The organism is Methanomassiliicoccus sp. (genome assembly GCA_033485155.1).
Lineage (GTDB): Archaea > Thermoplasmatota > Thermoplasmata > Methanomassiliicoccales > Methanomassiliicoccaceae > UBA6.
This window is the reverse complement of record JAWQJJ010000008.1, coordinates 15,269-30,576: the sequence shown is the minus strand read 5'-3', so window position 1 is coordinate 30,576 and position 15,308 is coordinate 15,269. Positions and strand designations below refer to the sequence as shown.

Sequence of the window (15,308 nt, the reverse complement as noted above, 5' to 3'; positions counted from 1 at the left end):
GACAGCAATAATAAGTATCCTCCGGGTGGACGGGGGCTCATGACCTCGCTCCATATGCTGATCGGTCTGGTTCTCTCGCTGGCGATCATCATTTTTCTGGCCATACTTTTGTCTCGACAGATGCTGACCCGCCGGGTGGCCATCTCGATGCAGGTCGCGGTCCTGCTCGTCATGGGCCTTGCGTTAGGGGGCGTCCCTAACCCGGTGGCACAGCTAGATGCTTTGGTTCGATCGCTGAGGTGGGGTCAAATCTCCTTGCTGCCCCTCCTTGGGCTGGGCGTCCTGCTCACTACGGCGCTCATCATGGGAAGGGCGTTCTGCGGTTACGCCTGTCCCCTGGGAACCGTCCAAGAGCTGATCTCCGTACCGGTCAGGAGAAGGATGATCATCGGAAGCACGTGGGCTGGCCGAATTCGATGGGGCTTCTTCATACTCTTCCTGGCCTTGGCCGCCCTGACCACATTCTATCCGAAGTGGGACCCGTTCTCGATCTTCGACCTGAGGTGGGCCCTCTTGCCAGCGATCGCCATAGGCGTAATCGTGGTGGCCTCGTTGTTTATTTACCGCCCTTGGTGCGAACTGCTATGCCCGTTCGGGGCCCTGGCTTCCCTCATAACCCGTAAAAGCGTGTTCCGGCTCCACCGGACCGATGAATGCACCGATTGCGGCCGCTGCGTACGCGCTTGCCCCACAGAGGGACCAAAAGAAGGGGGCACCCCGGAACGATGCTACTATTGTGGTCGATGCATCGCCGTGTGCCCCCACGGGGCCCTGAGGTTTGGCCGTAGGCCCCGAGGATAAGACTGGCGTCAATCGCTCTCGCCAGACACTTCGGCCTGGTGATCACTCCGCGGAACTACCCTCGGCCGTGTTCTTCGTGGCCCGCGCAACCTTGAGCACGGGCACGACCTCGCGGCCCAGCGCCTCGTTCAGGACCTGGGCCATCGCCGAGTAGACCGCCAAGGCACCAGCTAGCACGCCCACGCACCCGGCCGCCACCTTCACATCACCGGAGGCTAGGGCCTCCGAAGCGGAGAGCAGGAGGAGCACAATGGTGAGAGCGACGAAGACCGCCTGGGTCACCCGGTTGGTGCCGACCGTTCCGACCGTGAGGTAGGCCGAATAAAGACCCCATAGGAAGAACAGGGCGGCCATGGCTTCAGGGGCCTCGGTGCCGGCGATGCCTAGCTTCGGGGCCAGGATGATCATGACGATGATCAACCAGAAGAACCCAAAGGAGGCGAACACGGTCATTCCGAAGGTGTTCCCCTTCTTCCATTCCATCAATCCGGCGATAAGCTGGGCGAGGCCTCCGAATAGTATCCCCATGGCGAGGATGGCGGCCCCCAGGGGGATCAATCCGGCATTATGCAGGCTAAGCATTATCGTGGTCATTCCGAACCCCATCAGCCCCAGGGGGGCGGGGTTGGCAGAGCTGTCCTTTATGATCGTACCCATAGCTGAGGCGGTCATATGTTCCAGCCCTCTACCCGGGCTTGGATATTTAATCATGACAGGTCTCCATGACCGAAAAAGCAACCCACGCTGCGAATGACCTCAGCGGCCGTGACGGACGAAGAAGTTCAGGACATCGTTCACCACGAACTCTGTGCTCGTGACGTCCAGTCGGTCGGAGAACTGGTTCGCCCGACGGTCCAGGATTACAGCAACCCCCACATCCGACTCCGTCCTTATCAGCCGACCTATCGCCTGGAGCAGCTTCCTGGTCACCGGCGCTTTCACCGTGTACTCCCAGCCTCGCCCGAACTTGACCTCATAGTAGTGCAGCAAGGCGCGCTGCTTGGCCGTCGGTTTGGGGTACGGTATCCCGGCCACGATGGCCGCCTCTAGCTCCCTGTCCGGAAAGTCGATTCCCTCGCTGATCCGCCCGCCCATCACCGCGAAGAGCACAGCTCCTTCCTCCGCAGAGCCTTTGAACCTGCCCACCTCATCCATCAGCTCGTTCTGGGCCATGCCTCGCTTCTCGATATGCACCTTCCGGCGGATGCGGCTCAATATGCCGTCGCCGATGAACCGGTCCATGAGCGCATATGAAGGGAAGAACACCACGGTGTTGCGGTCCAGGACGTTGCACAGCGATACGGCATAATCCTCCATGCGGGTCACGATGTCCTCGTCCTTGACGATGTCCTCATACCTGGTGGTCACGTCCTCCAGAAAGAGGACCGCACGGTTCTCCGGCGGGAACGGCGAGGGAAAGGTGAGCATGGCCGAGGCGCGGGGCAGTCCTATGGAATCGCGGTACTCATTGAGCGGTTGGAGCGTTCCTGACATGTGCACCGAGGCACTGCACTCCAGCACCGCTTTGCACGCCAGGGAGGGGTCCATGCAATACGCCTCGAACGAGGGGTTATCGCCACCTGTCACCAGCTTGACGTAGCACTCATCGTCCAGATCGAGGAAGAACTGCAGGAAACCGCCGAGGGAGTGAATGTACGAACGGGGGAGACGTCCTCTTTTTCTCTTCTCCTCCCTGATGGTGTCACCGTACACCATCATGGTCTTGGCCATCGTCGATATCCCGGCGGAGGTGGTCCTGAAAGCGCTCATGAGGCCCTCCTCCAGGAAGGGTGGGGGAATCAGGCCGTCATCCTCGATGAGGAACTCATCCAGTGCCTCCTTGAGCCGCTTCTCGCACTGCTGCACCACGTCCAGCACGCTGATACCTTCCGCTACCTCGGGGTCCCCGAACTCGTCCACCTCCTTCCTTACCAGACTGAGGAGGTGCGATGAAAGCGTCACCGAGCGTATCTCCCGTGCGTAATCCGGCAGGTTGTGAGCCTCGTCCACAATGACTACCGCTTCGGAGATGGGGATGTTCATCCAGTCCAGCAGGTTGTGGCGGATGAAGGGCATGAAGAAGTAGGCGTAGGGGGCGGTAACCACCGAAGCATGGGGCAACAGGTCCTTGGCCAGCTCGTGGGGGCATAGCCCTCGTTGATCGCAGTAGGCAGTGAACTCCTCCACCGTCGGGAGATTCTCCTGGCAGTGGTGAAGGATTTCATTGAAGTCAGTGGACAGCACGTTGGCGTAGAAACGGCAGCCGCCCTCCTTGCCTTCCCGAGCGCGCGCTTTGCGCTCAGCGCACAGCTTGGATAGCTCCTCAGGAGAGCCTGACCGTAGCTCTGGATCCCGCTGGATCAGGGGACAGGTGCTCTGGCGTCCCTGCAGGCCGATTCCGAACACCGGACGAAGGTTGTTGATCTTCCTCAGCTCAAGCATTACCTGCCGCTGTTGAGAATTCGTTCTGGTGAGATAGATCACCTTCTTGCCCTTTTCCAGGGCTGACTGCAGCGTCCCGCTCAACGCGCATATGGTCTTCCCCGTTCCGGTGCCGGACTCCACTGCCAAGTGAGCTCCCGACCTCACATTGGCGGAGATCGCCTTGACCAGCTCTGCCTGGTGCGACCTGGGAGTATAGGGGAAGAGGTCCATCCGGGGAACTCAAACTTTGGTGCTAGATGTGCTTTTCGGTGGGCGCACCGCATTTGAGACCGAGGGCGGGACTAATGGCTTCTCTGCCAGGCCTCATCGGTCAGCTCATCGTATATGGACATCGACCCGGCGGTGTCCCCTTCCAATGAGCCTTTTCCATCGATCAGCTCGTGAATGCGCTCCTTACGGAACAACCAGTAGTGGATTCTCCATTCACGTCCATCGTACAAAGTGGTCTCCTCGCGCTCAGTCGTGAGTATGCCAGTGTCCTCGAGCATGTAGAAAGCGTCCCTGTCTTCGGGCTCAAGGATATTGTCGATGATCCTCTCGCTGTAACCAAAGAAGTTGAGGATATGCTGGGCCATCTCCTTTGCCTGCTCGTCGGGCATTCCCTCCTTGTCGATGCCATTTCTTATGGCGAGCGTCAGTTCATCCAAAGTCAAAGTGCTGTCATTTACGTTCTTCTCATTTTTCATCATTTCCCAACCTACCCCCTCTGACATTCCGTTTTCTTCAGGCCATCTTTGAAGAGCTAAAGCTTTTTTGGAAGTCATCATATAAGCACTTTGAGAGTTGGCTATCAATCGGTAGAACAATTGGAATAATGTCGCTCCTCATCGTGCTCAACCTGAATTGTTTTTTGAGCGAGCCCTATATAAATCCGATGGTCCTCAATATCAGTAGTGGAAAATACATGATCGCAGAGTTCAGTATCGTGCCTATCGGGGCCGGGGAGTCGGTGAGCATGTATGTGGCGGAGTGCCTGAAAATCGTCCGAGCGAGCGGCCTGAAATATGAGTTTACCGCTCTGGCCACCATCCTGGAGGGAGAATACGACGAGGTCATGGAGGTCATCGGGAGATGTCACAAGAAGGTCCGGTCCATGACCGGCCGGGTCATGACCACAGTGCGGATCGATGACCGACAGGGAGCGGTGAACGAGATCGAAAGAAAGGTCCGGAGCGTGGAAGAAAAAGTAATAGAGTGAAAGGGTTTAGATCTGGAGATATTCCCGGTTACCGATCCGGCTGAGCTCAACAGCGCGTACCTCCGCAAAGCCCTTGACCTCGGCCATCTCCTTGACCACGGCCTCGCTGACTGGATTATCGACGGATACCAGCATAAGGGCCCGACCGCCTTTCTGGTCCCTTCCCAGACCCATGCGGGCGATGTTGATGCCTTTGCTGCCCAGCATGGTCCCGATCCGTCCGATGATCCCCGGGACGTCGGCGTGGACGGACAACAAGAAGTCACCCTCCAGGGGCATATCGAGGTCATAATCATCGATGCCCAGGAGCCTGGGCTCGGAGCCGGGGAACGCTGTGCCCCGAACTTCCCTCTTGACCCCGTTGGACTGCAGGGCGACAGAGATCATGTTGACGTAACGCTCCGATTCCTCGACCTTCGATTCCACTATTTGGATCCCTTTCTCCTTGGCGATGATCTCAGCGTTGATGATGTTCGGCTGCTCGCCGGAGAGATTGGATAAGACTCCCATGAGCGCGGAGACCGTCAGCATCTTTGTGTCGACCGTGGCCAGATCGCCGTGTACTGTGACCGTCACTTTGGCCACGGGGGCGTCGGTGAGCTGGACGGCGAAGGCGCCCAGGCGCTCGGCGACGGAGATGAAGGGGATAACCTTGGGGTCCATTCCCCGCACGGGGGCGTTGACGGCGTTGGAGATGCGCTTGTCGATAAGGAACATCTTGACATGCTCGGCCATCTCCACTGACACTTTCTCCTGCGCCTCTTTGGTCGAGGCGCCGAGATGTGGAGTCACCACGATGTTGTCCAGGGTCAGCAACTTCGAGCCAGTTGGAGGTTCCTTGGTGAAGACATCCAGTGCGGCACCGGCAATCTTCTTGTCCTTGAGCGCCTCGTACAGGGCCTCCTCGTCGATCAGCTCACCCCTGGCTACGTTCAGGATGACCGTGTTGGGCTTCATCTTGGCGATCAGTTCCTTGGAGATCAAGTGGTGGGTGCTGGGGGTCAACGCCGCGTGGATGGTGATGACATCGGCCTCCTCGATCACCTGCTCCAGCGGCATCAGGCGGACGCCGAGCTTCACCGCCACCTCGGGTGGAATGTAGGGATCGTAACCGACGAGCTTCATCTGGAAGGACTTGGCCCTCTTGGCTACCTCGCCCCCGACCCGGCCGATGCCTACTATGCCCAACGTCTTGCCGTTCAGTTCGAAGCCGGTGAACTTGGAGCGTTTCCATTCGCCCTTCTTCAGGGACGCGTCGGCCCATACTATGTTGCGGGCCAGGGCCATCATCATAGCCATGGTGTGCTCGGCCGCGGACATAATGTTCGCGGACGGCGTGTTCATGACCAGGATCCCCTTGCGGGTGGCGGCCTTGACATCGACGTTGTCCACTCCCACCCCAGCGCGGCCCACGACCTTCAGGTTCTTACCCGCCTCGATCACATCGGCGGTCACTTTGGTCCCGGACCGGATGATGAGCGCGTCATAGTCGCCGATGATTTTAATCAGTTCCTCATGAGGCAGGTTGGGACGCACGTCCACCTGGACCTTTCCGCCCTTCCTCAGCATCTCCAGGCCCTCGGCCGAGAGTTCGTCAGTTACCAGCAGTTTGATCATCTTATCGCCTCCAGGACCTCGTCCATGTTCTTCAGCAGGCCGCACACCTCCCCCGGGGTCAGGTCGCCCATGTGGCCGATCCTGAAAGTCGTCTCCTTGATGTCCCCGTAGCCGTTGGAGATTTCGTACCCGCGCTCCTTGAGACCCTTATTGAGCTTGCTAAAGTCAATATCGCCGCGGTTTATGACGGTGATGGTGTCCGATAGATGGTCGGGCTCGGCGAACAGCCCATGGTGGGCCCGCGCCCACGCCCTGACCAGCTCGGCCATCTCCTGATGGCGTTGGTACCGTGAAGCCATGCCTTCCTTCAGCATGCGTTCGAGCTGGAAATCGAGGGCATACATCAGCGACACCGGGGGAGTGGTGAGGGAGTAGTTCTTGTCGGCCATCTTCTTCATCTGGATCAGATCAAAATAATAGCCCCGGTTGGGGACCGTCTTGGCCTTCTCCAGCAACCGATCGGAACAGCACATGATGGCCAGCCCGGGCGGAAGAGCCAGGGCCTTCTGTGTGCCGAACACCAGCGCGTCCAGGTCCAGCTCCTTGACGTGCAGGTCGGTCCCGAACACCGCGGTGACACCGTCGACGAAGACCAGCGGGTCATGCTTCTCGCGGGCACCCCTGACGATATCGGCCACGGGGTTGAGCACGCCGGTGCTGCTCTCGTTAGATACCAGGGTCACCGCTTCAGTGGCATCATCGATAGCCCCATCCAGGTCGGATGGCCTGACCGCTTTGCCCCAGGCCGCGTTGACTTTGCGGACCTCTTTGCCGTTCTCCGTGCCAATGCCCTGCCAGCGGTCGCCAAAGGAACCGTTGGATATCCCCACCATCTTGCTTTTGACACCGCTCCTGACGCAGCCCTCCAAGAGCCCAGAGGCTGAGGACGGAGACATCAGGATATTCATGTCCGTATCGAGGGCTTTGTGGAGCTTCTCCACGATGCCCTCCTGGAGCTGTTCATAAGCCTTGCTACGATGGGTTATCATCGGCTTGGTCATGGCCTCGAGGACCTCCTTGCGGACCTCGACGGGACCTACGGTGAAGAGAGTATGATTCACAGACATCCCCCAAAAGCCTCCGAGCGGTTCAGGCGCTGCAGAAGAGAGATGGGGACGTCTGAAGCCGTCCTCCGCATCCACTTCCCGACCCATATCCGCCGGCGGCGGTCATCATGGCCAGCATGCGCCCTGCCCCTGGCTTTACCAGATACGGAAAATCCATCCTTCTGGGCATGACGTCCCGTGGCATGATGTCGACCGGTATCACGGAGAGTCGAATATATATCTTACTATCCTCCCACCACTGGAAAGTTTACTTGGACCTCTTGGATCGGGACTTGCTCGTGTTGCCTGCCTGCTTGCTCCTGGCTGGCGCAGGCTTGAGGAGCTTTACATCCCTCTCCAGCGCCTCTTTAAGGGGCTCGAGCTGTACCATCTCCACATCGAAGATGTCGGCGAAGGGCAGAGTCGCTATGGTATCATCAAGGGTCTCCTCATCCTCCACACTCATGATGAAGGCCGCTGACCGCTGACCGCCGAAGAAGCCGCCGCTGAGCATTCCGTCCCCCTCCATATCGATCAGCATCTTGATGCTGGGGATGATCTTGCTCTCGACTATCTCCTTGTTCTCCTTCTCGGTCTCGCCCACGCCGTCGTCACGTAGCTTCATCAGAACCAGGTATTCCATCGTTCCACCGCCCCTTCCATGCATTGCGATGTGATATGCCTTATCATCATAGACCTGCCGCGACCCTTGTCTCCCGGACGATACGGCGGTCTCGGTCAAGGGCGGATCCGATCCTTTGCACCGGGGCGATGTCCACATCGTACACGCCCATCATGGGCAGGGAGGCGAGCATTCGATCCAGCTCCATGTTGTCCTCCGCTTCGAGAACAAGGGTGCCCGAGCGCTGGCCTTCGAAGAATCCTCCCATTACCTTGTGATCCCTCTCCCATTCCTCCAGCATCTCCAGGGATGGGATTATCTGGTCGCTCAGCATATACATGGCTTCCTCCGCCGAGCCCCCGTAGGATTCTTCCCTGAGCTTGAACGCGATGACGTATTGCTCGCTCACGGCCATATCTTGGAGCGGGCTTTATTTATCCTTTCTTCGCCCCCGCATTGATGTCATTCTCATCAAGAACATGCGACTGCGGTCGAAATGCAGTGAGATGTTGCGCCGACAGCAGGACGATGGGCTCGATGGACCCGATCGATCACTTTCCTCGCCGTCCTCGGTCCCCTGATGTTCAGGCCGCTCATCTCTCAAGGCGTTAAAAAGGCCCGAAAGGGGTATGGAGTCAATCTGGAGGATTGAAGTGCGAGCATGTCACCAACCCCCTTGCCGGGTTGAGGATTGAACATCAGTTCAATGATAATAATACTTGTGAGGTGGAATATCACGCCTGATTGCACTAAGCCGCCGTCAGGTCATAAATAAAAAGGTCGTCGACCTGGCATAGATTAAGGCGCCGGATCGGTGCCCGGCGCCTCGGAAGGGTTTGAAAAGGAGGGACCTGAGGCCTTACCCCTCAGTCCGCTCCTGCGCGGCCGTTGGTCTTCACCTCGTCCTTGGAGGACATCCTATCGTACAATATCCCCGCCACCAGGGCGATGATGGAGACTGGGAGGGCGATGACCAGAGGGTCGACGACCTGCCAGGGCATCCCCAGAATGGCGTTCTGGCCGAAGAGGAAGTTACAGATGCCGAGGATCGAGGACTCCTTGATATGGACGAAGAAAGTCCAGAAGAACCAGGTAATCCCCCCCAGACCTAGGGACAGCTTGGCCGCCAGCGCGGAAGGGCTCTTGCTGAACAGCCCATGCACGAAGGCCGGCAGGAAGGCGCAGGCGCACAGACCCATGAACATGGCAGTGGCCCGGGCAATTATGCTGGTCGGCATGTAGAAGGCCAGAACGACGCTGACCACGATCATGACGAAGGTACCGGCCTTGTTGGCGTTCAGAGAAGGCTTGGCATGACCATCGATCTTCCTCGCGCGCTTGACGTGCGACCATAGATCGAATCCCGCGGTGGTGCCCATGGTGTGGAAGATGGCGCTGAGGGTCGACATCGCCGCCGCTAGCAGTACCAGCATGAAGATGACTACGAACAGATCAGGCATTGCCGAGCTGATGAACAGCGGCATGATGTTGTCGACGTTCCCCCCGGCTGCGTCGATGGCTATCTTGCCCACGGTCTGGTTGAAGTAGACGTTGGTGAGCGGCCCCACTGTATACGCAACTCCGGTTGTCAGGAGGATGAACAGCGCACCTATCGGGATTGCCTGGTTGAGGGCCTTGCTGTCCTTGGCGGTCATGAACCTGACCACCAGCTGCGGCTGGGCCAGAACGCCGATACCAACCCCCATGATGATAGTGGTGACCATCATCAGCCATATCTCCGAGCCGAAGGTCGGGAAAGCCGTCCAACTGGTCAGTCCCTTGCTGGTGAGGGAGGGTGGGATCGCGGTCGAAAGGTTGCTAAGGTTGGTGAAGGAAGTCGTCACCCCGCCGAGCAGGCTGAAGGTGAGGAGCAGAAGCACAGTCATGCCCACGATCATAATGATGCCTTGCATGGCGTCAGTGTACATGACTGCCTTCAGGCCGCCCAAGGTGACGTAGATGGCAGTGATAGCGGCAAAGGCAATGAGCGCAAGGTTGAAGTTCACCCCCAGGGTCGTCTCCACGAACCTGGACCCGCCAATCAAGACCGCCGCTGCGTACAGCGGCATGGCGATGAGGATGAGGACCGCAGAGGCATACTGCATGAATGGCGAGTTGAAACGCTTCCCCAGCAGGTCTGGGAAGGTTACCGCCTTGAGCTTGATCCCCAGCTTGCGGGTCCGCTTGCCGAACACCACAAATGCCAGCAGCACGCCCACGGAGATATTGAGCATGGCCAGCCATATGAGGCCCATGCCATAGAGGGCAGCTGTCCCGCCGAACCCGACGATGGCGGACGTGGAGATGAAGGTGGCACCGTAGGATAAGCCGATGATCCAGGGATGGATGTGCCGGCCGGCGAGCATAAAGTCCTCGGAGGCTTTGGTCCTCCGGTAACCGAGGTACCCGAGGAACAGGGTCATCGCCACATAGAGTATGGTAAAGGCCCAGAAAGTGGTGGTGTCCACCATTTCAATCCTCCCCCTCTTCCTTCTCGTTTCGTTTCCACCATCCGTACGCTACGCAGACCACCGTAAAGCCTATGGCCAAACCGTAGCCCAGCAATATCCAGGGATCATCTATTCCGAACATGAGCTATTCCCTCCTCTCCCAACGACTGAGATATTGACCGTGTTAGCGGTCGCACTCCGAAAGCCGCGAAGAATTGGCTTTCTAGTATTTCAAGTGTGCCGTGCTAGACAGGTTCACGCTAGCATTTATCAAGCAAAGCGGTCAGGTGAACTGGGATACCTCGAGAAGCCTTGCCCCCACGCTCAGCAATTGCTTGATGGCCGAGTCGATATCCTCCACTCTCAGAATGAGGACGGCACACTTACGGCCGGAGTAGGCGTACGAATACTCGATGTTGATCCCTGCCCTCCCTAGAACCTCTATGACGTCGTATAGGCCTCCAGGTCGGTCCTCCATCTCCACGGCGAGCACATCGGTGAAGCGGACGGTGAAGCCGATCGAGGATAGCTTATCCAGCGCCTTCTCGGGCTTGTCCACCAGGGCCCTGATGACCCCATAGCCCGCGCCCTCCGCGATGGAGAAGGCAAAGATGTTGACGTCCTCTTCCTTCATGGCCTTGGCCACTGCGGCCAACCGCCCCGGGCGGTTCTCCGAGAAGATGGAGAGCTGCTTGACGTGATAGATGGGGTACATCAGATTTCCCTCTTATCCACTACAAACTTGGATTTGCCTTCGTAACGGGGCAGGGTCCCCGGTTCCACCAGCTCGACCGTCGCACCGACGTTGAGAGAGTTCTTCAGCCGGTTGGATATCTTCTCTCGCAGGGCCATCAGCTGGACGATGTTATCGGTGAAGGCCTCCCGCTTCAGCTCGACCCTCACCAGCATAGTGTCCAGCGCCCCTTTGCGTTCGACCACGATCTGGAAGTGATCTCCCAGTTCGGGAATGGACATCAGGGTGTGTTGGACCTGGGACGGGAAGACATTGATGCCCCTGACGATGAGCATGTCGTCGACCCGGCCGAAGATGCGCTTGATCCTTGGGTGGGTCCTTCCACAGGGGCAGGGCTCGGGATCGATCGAGGTCACATCCCCGATGCGGAATCGGACTATGGGGAGGGCTTCCTTCTGCAGCATGGTGAGGACCATCTCCCCCTTCTCTCCCGGGGCCACCGGTTCATGGGTCTCGGGGTCCAGTATCTCGAGGTAGGCGTAGTCGCCCCACAGATGGATTCCATCCCGCTCCGAGCACTCGCTGAACATCGGACCGGAGAGCTCCGAGGTCCCATAGCAGTTGTAGCCCTTGACTCCTAGCCAATCCTCTATCCGGTCCCTCATCTTCACCGACCAGGGCTCTGCGCCCAGGAGTCCGACCCGTAGCTTGGTGTCGTTCTTTATCGATACTCCCATCCTCTCCGCGACCTCGCCGAGGTGCAGTAGGTACGAGGGAGTGGCGGCCATGGCCGTTACGCCAAGGTCTTGGATGAGTTCGATCTGCCGCTCGGTGTTGCCGGTAGAGGCGGGCACGACCGCTGCGCCTATCATCTCCGCCGCATAGTGGAAGCCAATGCCCCCGGTAAAGAGCCCGTAGGTATTGCTTACCTGAATCACATCGTCGCTACCCAGCCCGATAGAGGTCAGCGACCTGGCCAGGGAGGTGGTCCAGTTGTCGATGTCATGCTGGGTATAACCCACGATGGTCGGCTTGCCGGTGGTCCCGGACGACGCGTGGTATCTGACGATCTCCTTCTTGGGCACGGCGAAGCACTTATCAGGGTACCCGTCACGAAGGTCCCTCTTGGACATGAACGGCAGTTTGCGGATATCATCCAGACTGCTAATGTCGTCCGGATGGACATGGGCCTCCCTCATCCTAGCGTGATAGAAGGTGGAGAACGAGTATAATCTGTAGATCAATGTCTTCAAGTACCGGTACTGGAGCGCCTTAAGCTCGTCCGGCTTCATGTTCTCAATTCGGGGTTCCCAGCAAGCCATTGGATCTCACCTTGGGGCGGCGAAAGGCAGGGTCGAGGTCTCACCGCCCTAAAGATTCGACCATGATTACCACCGGGCTTCGCCCGGCAGGGAGTGAGGGGTGATAGCAAGTAGCATTAATAGCGTTTTCTGCCGGACCGTAAAGGTCTTACGGAACATTCATTGCCATGACCTCATTATCTCATATCTATGGTAGACAAGCTCGATTACCTTTACGCCATGCTGGATGACCTCGATGACGACCTGGGTGCGATGCAGGAGGACCTGGAAACCGTCCTGGAGCTTCTCGACGAGGGCGACATCAAGAAGGCCCAGATCATCCTCGCGGAGATGAACCGGTTCCTCATCGACTTCCTGGAGCCGGAGGAGTGCGACGATGAGGAGTGCGAGTGCATGGTCATCGAGGAACCGGAGGAGCGGGAGGAACCGGAGGAACAGCCTGCCCCCAAGAAGAAGAGTGCAAACGGAAAGAAACAGAAGAAGTGAGGCGGGGGTGACCCGCCCTCAATTCTTTCCCATATCGTTTATATCTTACATACTCCGCCCGAGCAGCGAAGGACCTTGTCCTCGATGATGGAGACCGCGTTATCGACGTCCGAGGTGGCGATACCCCGGTGAGTCACCAAGCGAACGAGGTTCGGGCCGAAGTCCGACAGCAGCAGGCCGTTCCTGGCGGCCTCGGCAATGAACTCCGCATCGTTCTTACCCGTTCCGGAGACGTCCATCAACACTATGTTGGTCTGGACGGTGGACATATCGATCCTCAGTCCGTCGATAGCGCTCAGCGCCTGCGCCAGCCGCTTGGCGTTATCGTGATCCTCCTTCAACCGGGAAACCATGGTATCAAGGGCCACCATGCCCGGGGCGGCGATTATGCCCGCCTGCCGCATCCCACCGCCGATCATCTTGCGCTTCTTCCGGCAGGTCTCGATGAAGCCTGAGTCACCGACCACCACAGAACCCACCGGACAGCTCAGGCCCTTGGACAGGCAGAATTGGATGGAATCGACGTGCCTGGCATAGGCCTTGACGTCGACATCGAGAGCAATGCAGGCATTGAATATCCGGGCGCCGTCAATGTGCACCTTCATGCCCAGATCATGGGCGGTCCTGGCCACATCGGACACTTGGGCCGGTGTCCAGCATGTGCCCCCAGCCCGGTTGTGAGTATTCTCGATCTCCACCAGGCGGGAGTCCGGGAAGTGGATGTCACTGCCCCTGGCCGCCTCCTGCAACTGCTTCCCGGTGAACGTACCGTGGTGTCCCCTAATGAACCGAGGGATCGCCCCGGCGATGGCAGAGATGTTGCCAGCCTCATAGAAATACATATGGGCCTCCGACTCGAGGAGGATTTCATCCCCCGGCTGACAGTAGGCCATCACCGCAACCAGATTCCCCTGCGTTCCGCTGCTGACAAGCAGCGACGATTCCTTGCCAAAAAGCCTAGCTGCTTTCTCCTGGAGAGCATTGACGGTCGGGTCGTTACCCGTTACGTCGTCCCCCAGCTCGGCCCGCGCGATCGCGTCCATCATCTCCTTGGTGGGGAGGGTGACGGTATCGCTCCTCAGATCGATGACCTTCAAGTGATGACCCCTTGGCGCCAGGTGGCGCCGGGACGCGAGAGCTTCGGCCCGCTAATAAGAGTTTTGATGTAAGTTGATGATTTGCCTCGAAGGATCATACAGCCTGGTCAATTGACAAATAGTGGACATGGCTTTGACCGTACGATCTGATGAAGAGACAGCTCATGGACATCCTGGCTTGTCCGGTCTGCAAGCACCACCCGCTTGGACTGGAGGTCGTGAGCGAGAATGACGAGGGCATCGTCGAGGGCAAGCTGTGCTGCCCCCGATGCGGGACCTGCTTCCCGATAGACGAGGGCATACCGGACCTCATACCGCCCGGGAAGTGAGCGGCACTCCGGCTTTTTAGGCCTCAGAGCTTGGCCAGGGCTTCCTTAATCCGACCCATGCCTTCCACGATGTCCTTCCTGGAGCAAGCGTAGGAGATGCGGAAGTGCCCCTCCCCCGACGGGCCGAACGCTGAGCCGGGGGTGACGGCCACATGCGCTTCCTCCAACAGGTAGGCGGCCATGTCTTCGGAGCTTATGTTCTGCTCGTAGACAGGGAACAGGTAGAACGCCCCGGCGGGCTCGGGGCAGTGCAGAGAGGGTATCTCCCTGATGAGCGACATGATGAGATCCTTGCGGGCGCGGAACTCTGCCACCATGTCCCGGACCGAATCCTGAGGGCCGTTGAGGGCCTCCACCCCGGCCTTCTGCACGAATGAGGTGACGTTGGTCAGAGAGTGCGTCTGCAGGACGTTGAGAGCCTTGATGTAAGGGGTGGGAGCGACGGCCCAGCCCAGCCTCCAGCCGGTCATGGCATAGGTCTTGGACACCCCGTTGACGGTGATCGTGCGATCGAACATACCGTCCAGAGAGGCGATGGAGTGGTGCTCACCCTCGAAGATGACCTTCTCATAGACCTCATCGCTCAGCACCAGCAGGTCATGGTCCCTGGCCAGGTCGGCGATCCCGGCGACGTCGCCCTTGGTGAGGACCGAACCGGTCGGGTTGGCCGGAGAGTTGAGAAGGATCATCTTGGCCTTGGGTCCGATCTGCTCGGCCACTTTCTCAGGAGTCATACGATAAGCGTTGTCAGCGTCGAGCTTGGCGTAGCGAGGTATGCCGCCGACCAGACGAATGCATGCCTCATATGTCCCCCAGGAGATGTCGGGAAGGATGACCTCATCTCCCTCATCGATCATCGCCAGCATCGTCAGGAAGATGGCTTGCTTCGTGGGTGTGATAAGTACGTTGGCGTCGGTGCACGGTATCCCGTTATCCCGGCGGGTCCGTTCAGCTACGGCCTTCCTCAGCTCTGGGATCCCCGCCGAGGGCGTATAATGAGTAAAATGGGCTTCGATGGAGTGGATGCATGCCTGGTTGATGTTGTCGGGGGTTGGAAAGTCCGGCTCGCCCATGGAGAAGGACACCACGTCCACGCCCTCCTGCTTGAGCTTGCTAACTATGTTGGCGATCTTTACCGTTCCCGATTCAGGTACATTGCTAAGCCGCCTCGCAGGCATCGAAGCAGGGATAAGAAGACTTT

The 15,308-nt window shown here is 58.5% G+C and carries 16 protein-coding genes; 4 read left to right on the top strand and 12 right to left on the bottom strand.

What is annotated here, in order from left to right; genetic code table 11:
- Positions 1-39 precede the first annotated feature (39 nt).
- Positions 40-801, top strand: coding sequence for a 4Fe-4S binding protein (locus SA339_11305; protein ID MDW5563804.1), 762 nt, complete (start codon positions 40-42; stop codon positions 799-801).
- 42 nt (positions 802-843) lie between these two features.
- On the opposite strand, the gene SA339_11300 is transcribed toward SA339_11305, so the two are convergent.
- From SA339_11300 to SA339_11290, 3 genes are all read right to left on the bottom strand, one after another.
- On the bottom strand, positions 844-1,473 hold the full coding sequence (locus SA339_11300; protein MDW5563803.1) for an acetate uptake transporter: 630 nt from the start codon (positions 1,471-1,473) through the stop codon (positions 844-846).
- A gap of 84 nt (positions 1,474-1,557) precedes the next feature.
- On the bottom strand, positions 1,558-3,456 hold the full coding sequence (locus tag SA339_11295) for an ATP-dependent DNA helicase (GenBank protein ID MDW5563802.1): 1,899 nt from the start codon (positions 3,454-3,456) through the stop codon (positions 1,558-1,560).
- Between the two features lie 71 nt (positions 3,457-3,527).
- The gene (locus SA339_11290; GenBank protein MDW5563801.1) at positions 3,528-3,935 is read right to left on the bottom strand and encodes a DUF6015 family protein; all 408 of its coding nucleotides are present in this window, start codon (positions 3,933-3,935) and stop codon (positions 3,528-3,530) included.
- A 215-nt stretch (positions 3,936-4,150) separates the two neighbouring features.
- On the opposite strand from SA339_11290, the gene SA339_11285 reads away from it, so the two are divergent.
- A complete protein-coding gene (locus SA339_11285; GenBank protein MDW5563800.1) occupies positions 4,151-4,444 on the top strand; it encodes an MTH1187 family thiamine-binding protein in 294 nt (97 codons plus the stop codon).
- Positions 4,445-4,450: 6 nt separating this feature from the next.
- Here SA339_11285 and serA read toward each other — a convergent pair whose 3' ends face one another.
- From serA to SA339_11250, 7 genes are all read right to left on the bottom strand, one after another.
- Positions 4,451-6,061, bottom strand: a complete 1,611-nt coding sequence (serA, locus tag SA339_11280) for a phosphoglycerate dehydrogenase (GenBank protein ID MDW5563799.1) — start codon at positions 6,059-6,061, stop codon at positions 4,451-4,453.
- A complete protein-coding gene (locus SA339_11275; GenBank protein ID MDW5563798.1) occupies positions 6,058-7,128 on the bottom strand; it encodes an alanine--glyoxylate aminotransferase family protein in 1,071 nt (356 codons plus the stop codon). Before SA339_11275 ends, serA begins: the two co-directional genes overlap by 4 nt.
- Positions 7,129-7,375: 247 nt before the next feature.
- Positions 7,376-7,750: a hypothetical protein gene (locus tag SA339_11270; GenBank protein MDW5563797.1), complete on the bottom strand. Its 375-nt coding sequence runs from the start codon at positions 7,748-7,750 to the stop codon at positions 7,376-7,378.
- A 46-nt stretch (positions 7,751-7,796) separates the two neighbouring features.
- Entirely contained in the window at positions 7,797-8,138 is a 342-nt protein-coding gene (locus SA339_11265) for a hypothetical protein (protein ID MDW5563796.1), read from the bottom strand.
- A gap of 457 nt (positions 8,139-8,595) precedes the next feature.
- Complete coding sequence (locus SA339_11260) at positions 8,596-10,200, bottom strand: sodium:solute symporter family protein (GenBank protein ID MDW5563795.1); 1,605 nt, start codon at positions 10,198-10,200, stop codon at positions 8,596-8,598.
- A 262-nt stretch (positions 10,201-10,462) separates the two neighbouring features.
- Positions 10,463-10,894: an acetolactate synthase gene (locus SA339_11255; protein ID MDW5563794.1), complete on the bottom strand. Its 432-nt coding sequence runs from the start codon at positions 10,892-10,894 to the stop codon at positions 10,463-10,465.
- A complete protein-coding gene (locus tag SA339_11250; protein ID MDW5563793.1) occupies positions 10,894-12,165 on the bottom strand; it encodes a phenylacetate--CoA ligase in 1,272 nt (423 codons plus the stop codon). The genes SA339_11255 and SA339_11250 overlap by 1 nt, the downstream gene beginning before the upstream one ends.
- 219 nt (positions 12,166-12,384) lie before the next feature.
- Between SA339_11250 and SA339_11245 the strand changes: the two genes are divergently transcribed.
- Positions 12,385-12,681: a hypothetical protein gene (locus tag SA339_11245; GenBank protein MDW5563792.1), complete on the top strand. Its 297-nt coding sequence runs from the start codon at positions 12,385-12,387 to the stop codon at positions 12,679-12,681.
- Between the two features lie 38 nt (positions 12,682-12,719).
- Here SA339_11245 and SA339_11240 read toward each other — a convergent pair whose 3' ends face one another.
- Positions 12,720-13,778, bottom strand: a complete 1,059-nt coding sequence (locus tag SA339_11240) for a GntG family PLP-dependent aldolase (GenBank protein ID MDW5563791.1) — start codon at positions 13,776-13,778, stop codon at positions 12,720-12,722.
- A gap of 149 nt (positions 13,779-13,927) precedes the next feature.
- On the opposite strand from SA339_11240, the gene SA339_11235 reads away from it, so the two are divergent.
- Entirely contained in the window at positions 13,928-14,107 is a 180-nt protein-coding gene (locus tag SA339_11235) for a methytransferase partner Trm112 (GenBank protein ID MDW5563790.1), read from the top strand.
- Between the two features lie 23 nt (positions 14,108-14,130).
- Here SA339_11235 and SA339_11230 read toward each other — a convergent pair whose 3' ends face one another.
- On the bottom strand, positions 14,131-15,285 hold the full coding sequence (locus SA339_11230) for a pyridoxal phosphate-dependent aminotransferase (GenBank protein ID MDW5563789.1): 1,155 nt from the start codon (positions 15,283-15,285) through the stop codon (positions 14,131-14,133).
- Positions 15,286-15,308: the final 23 nt, after the last annotated feature.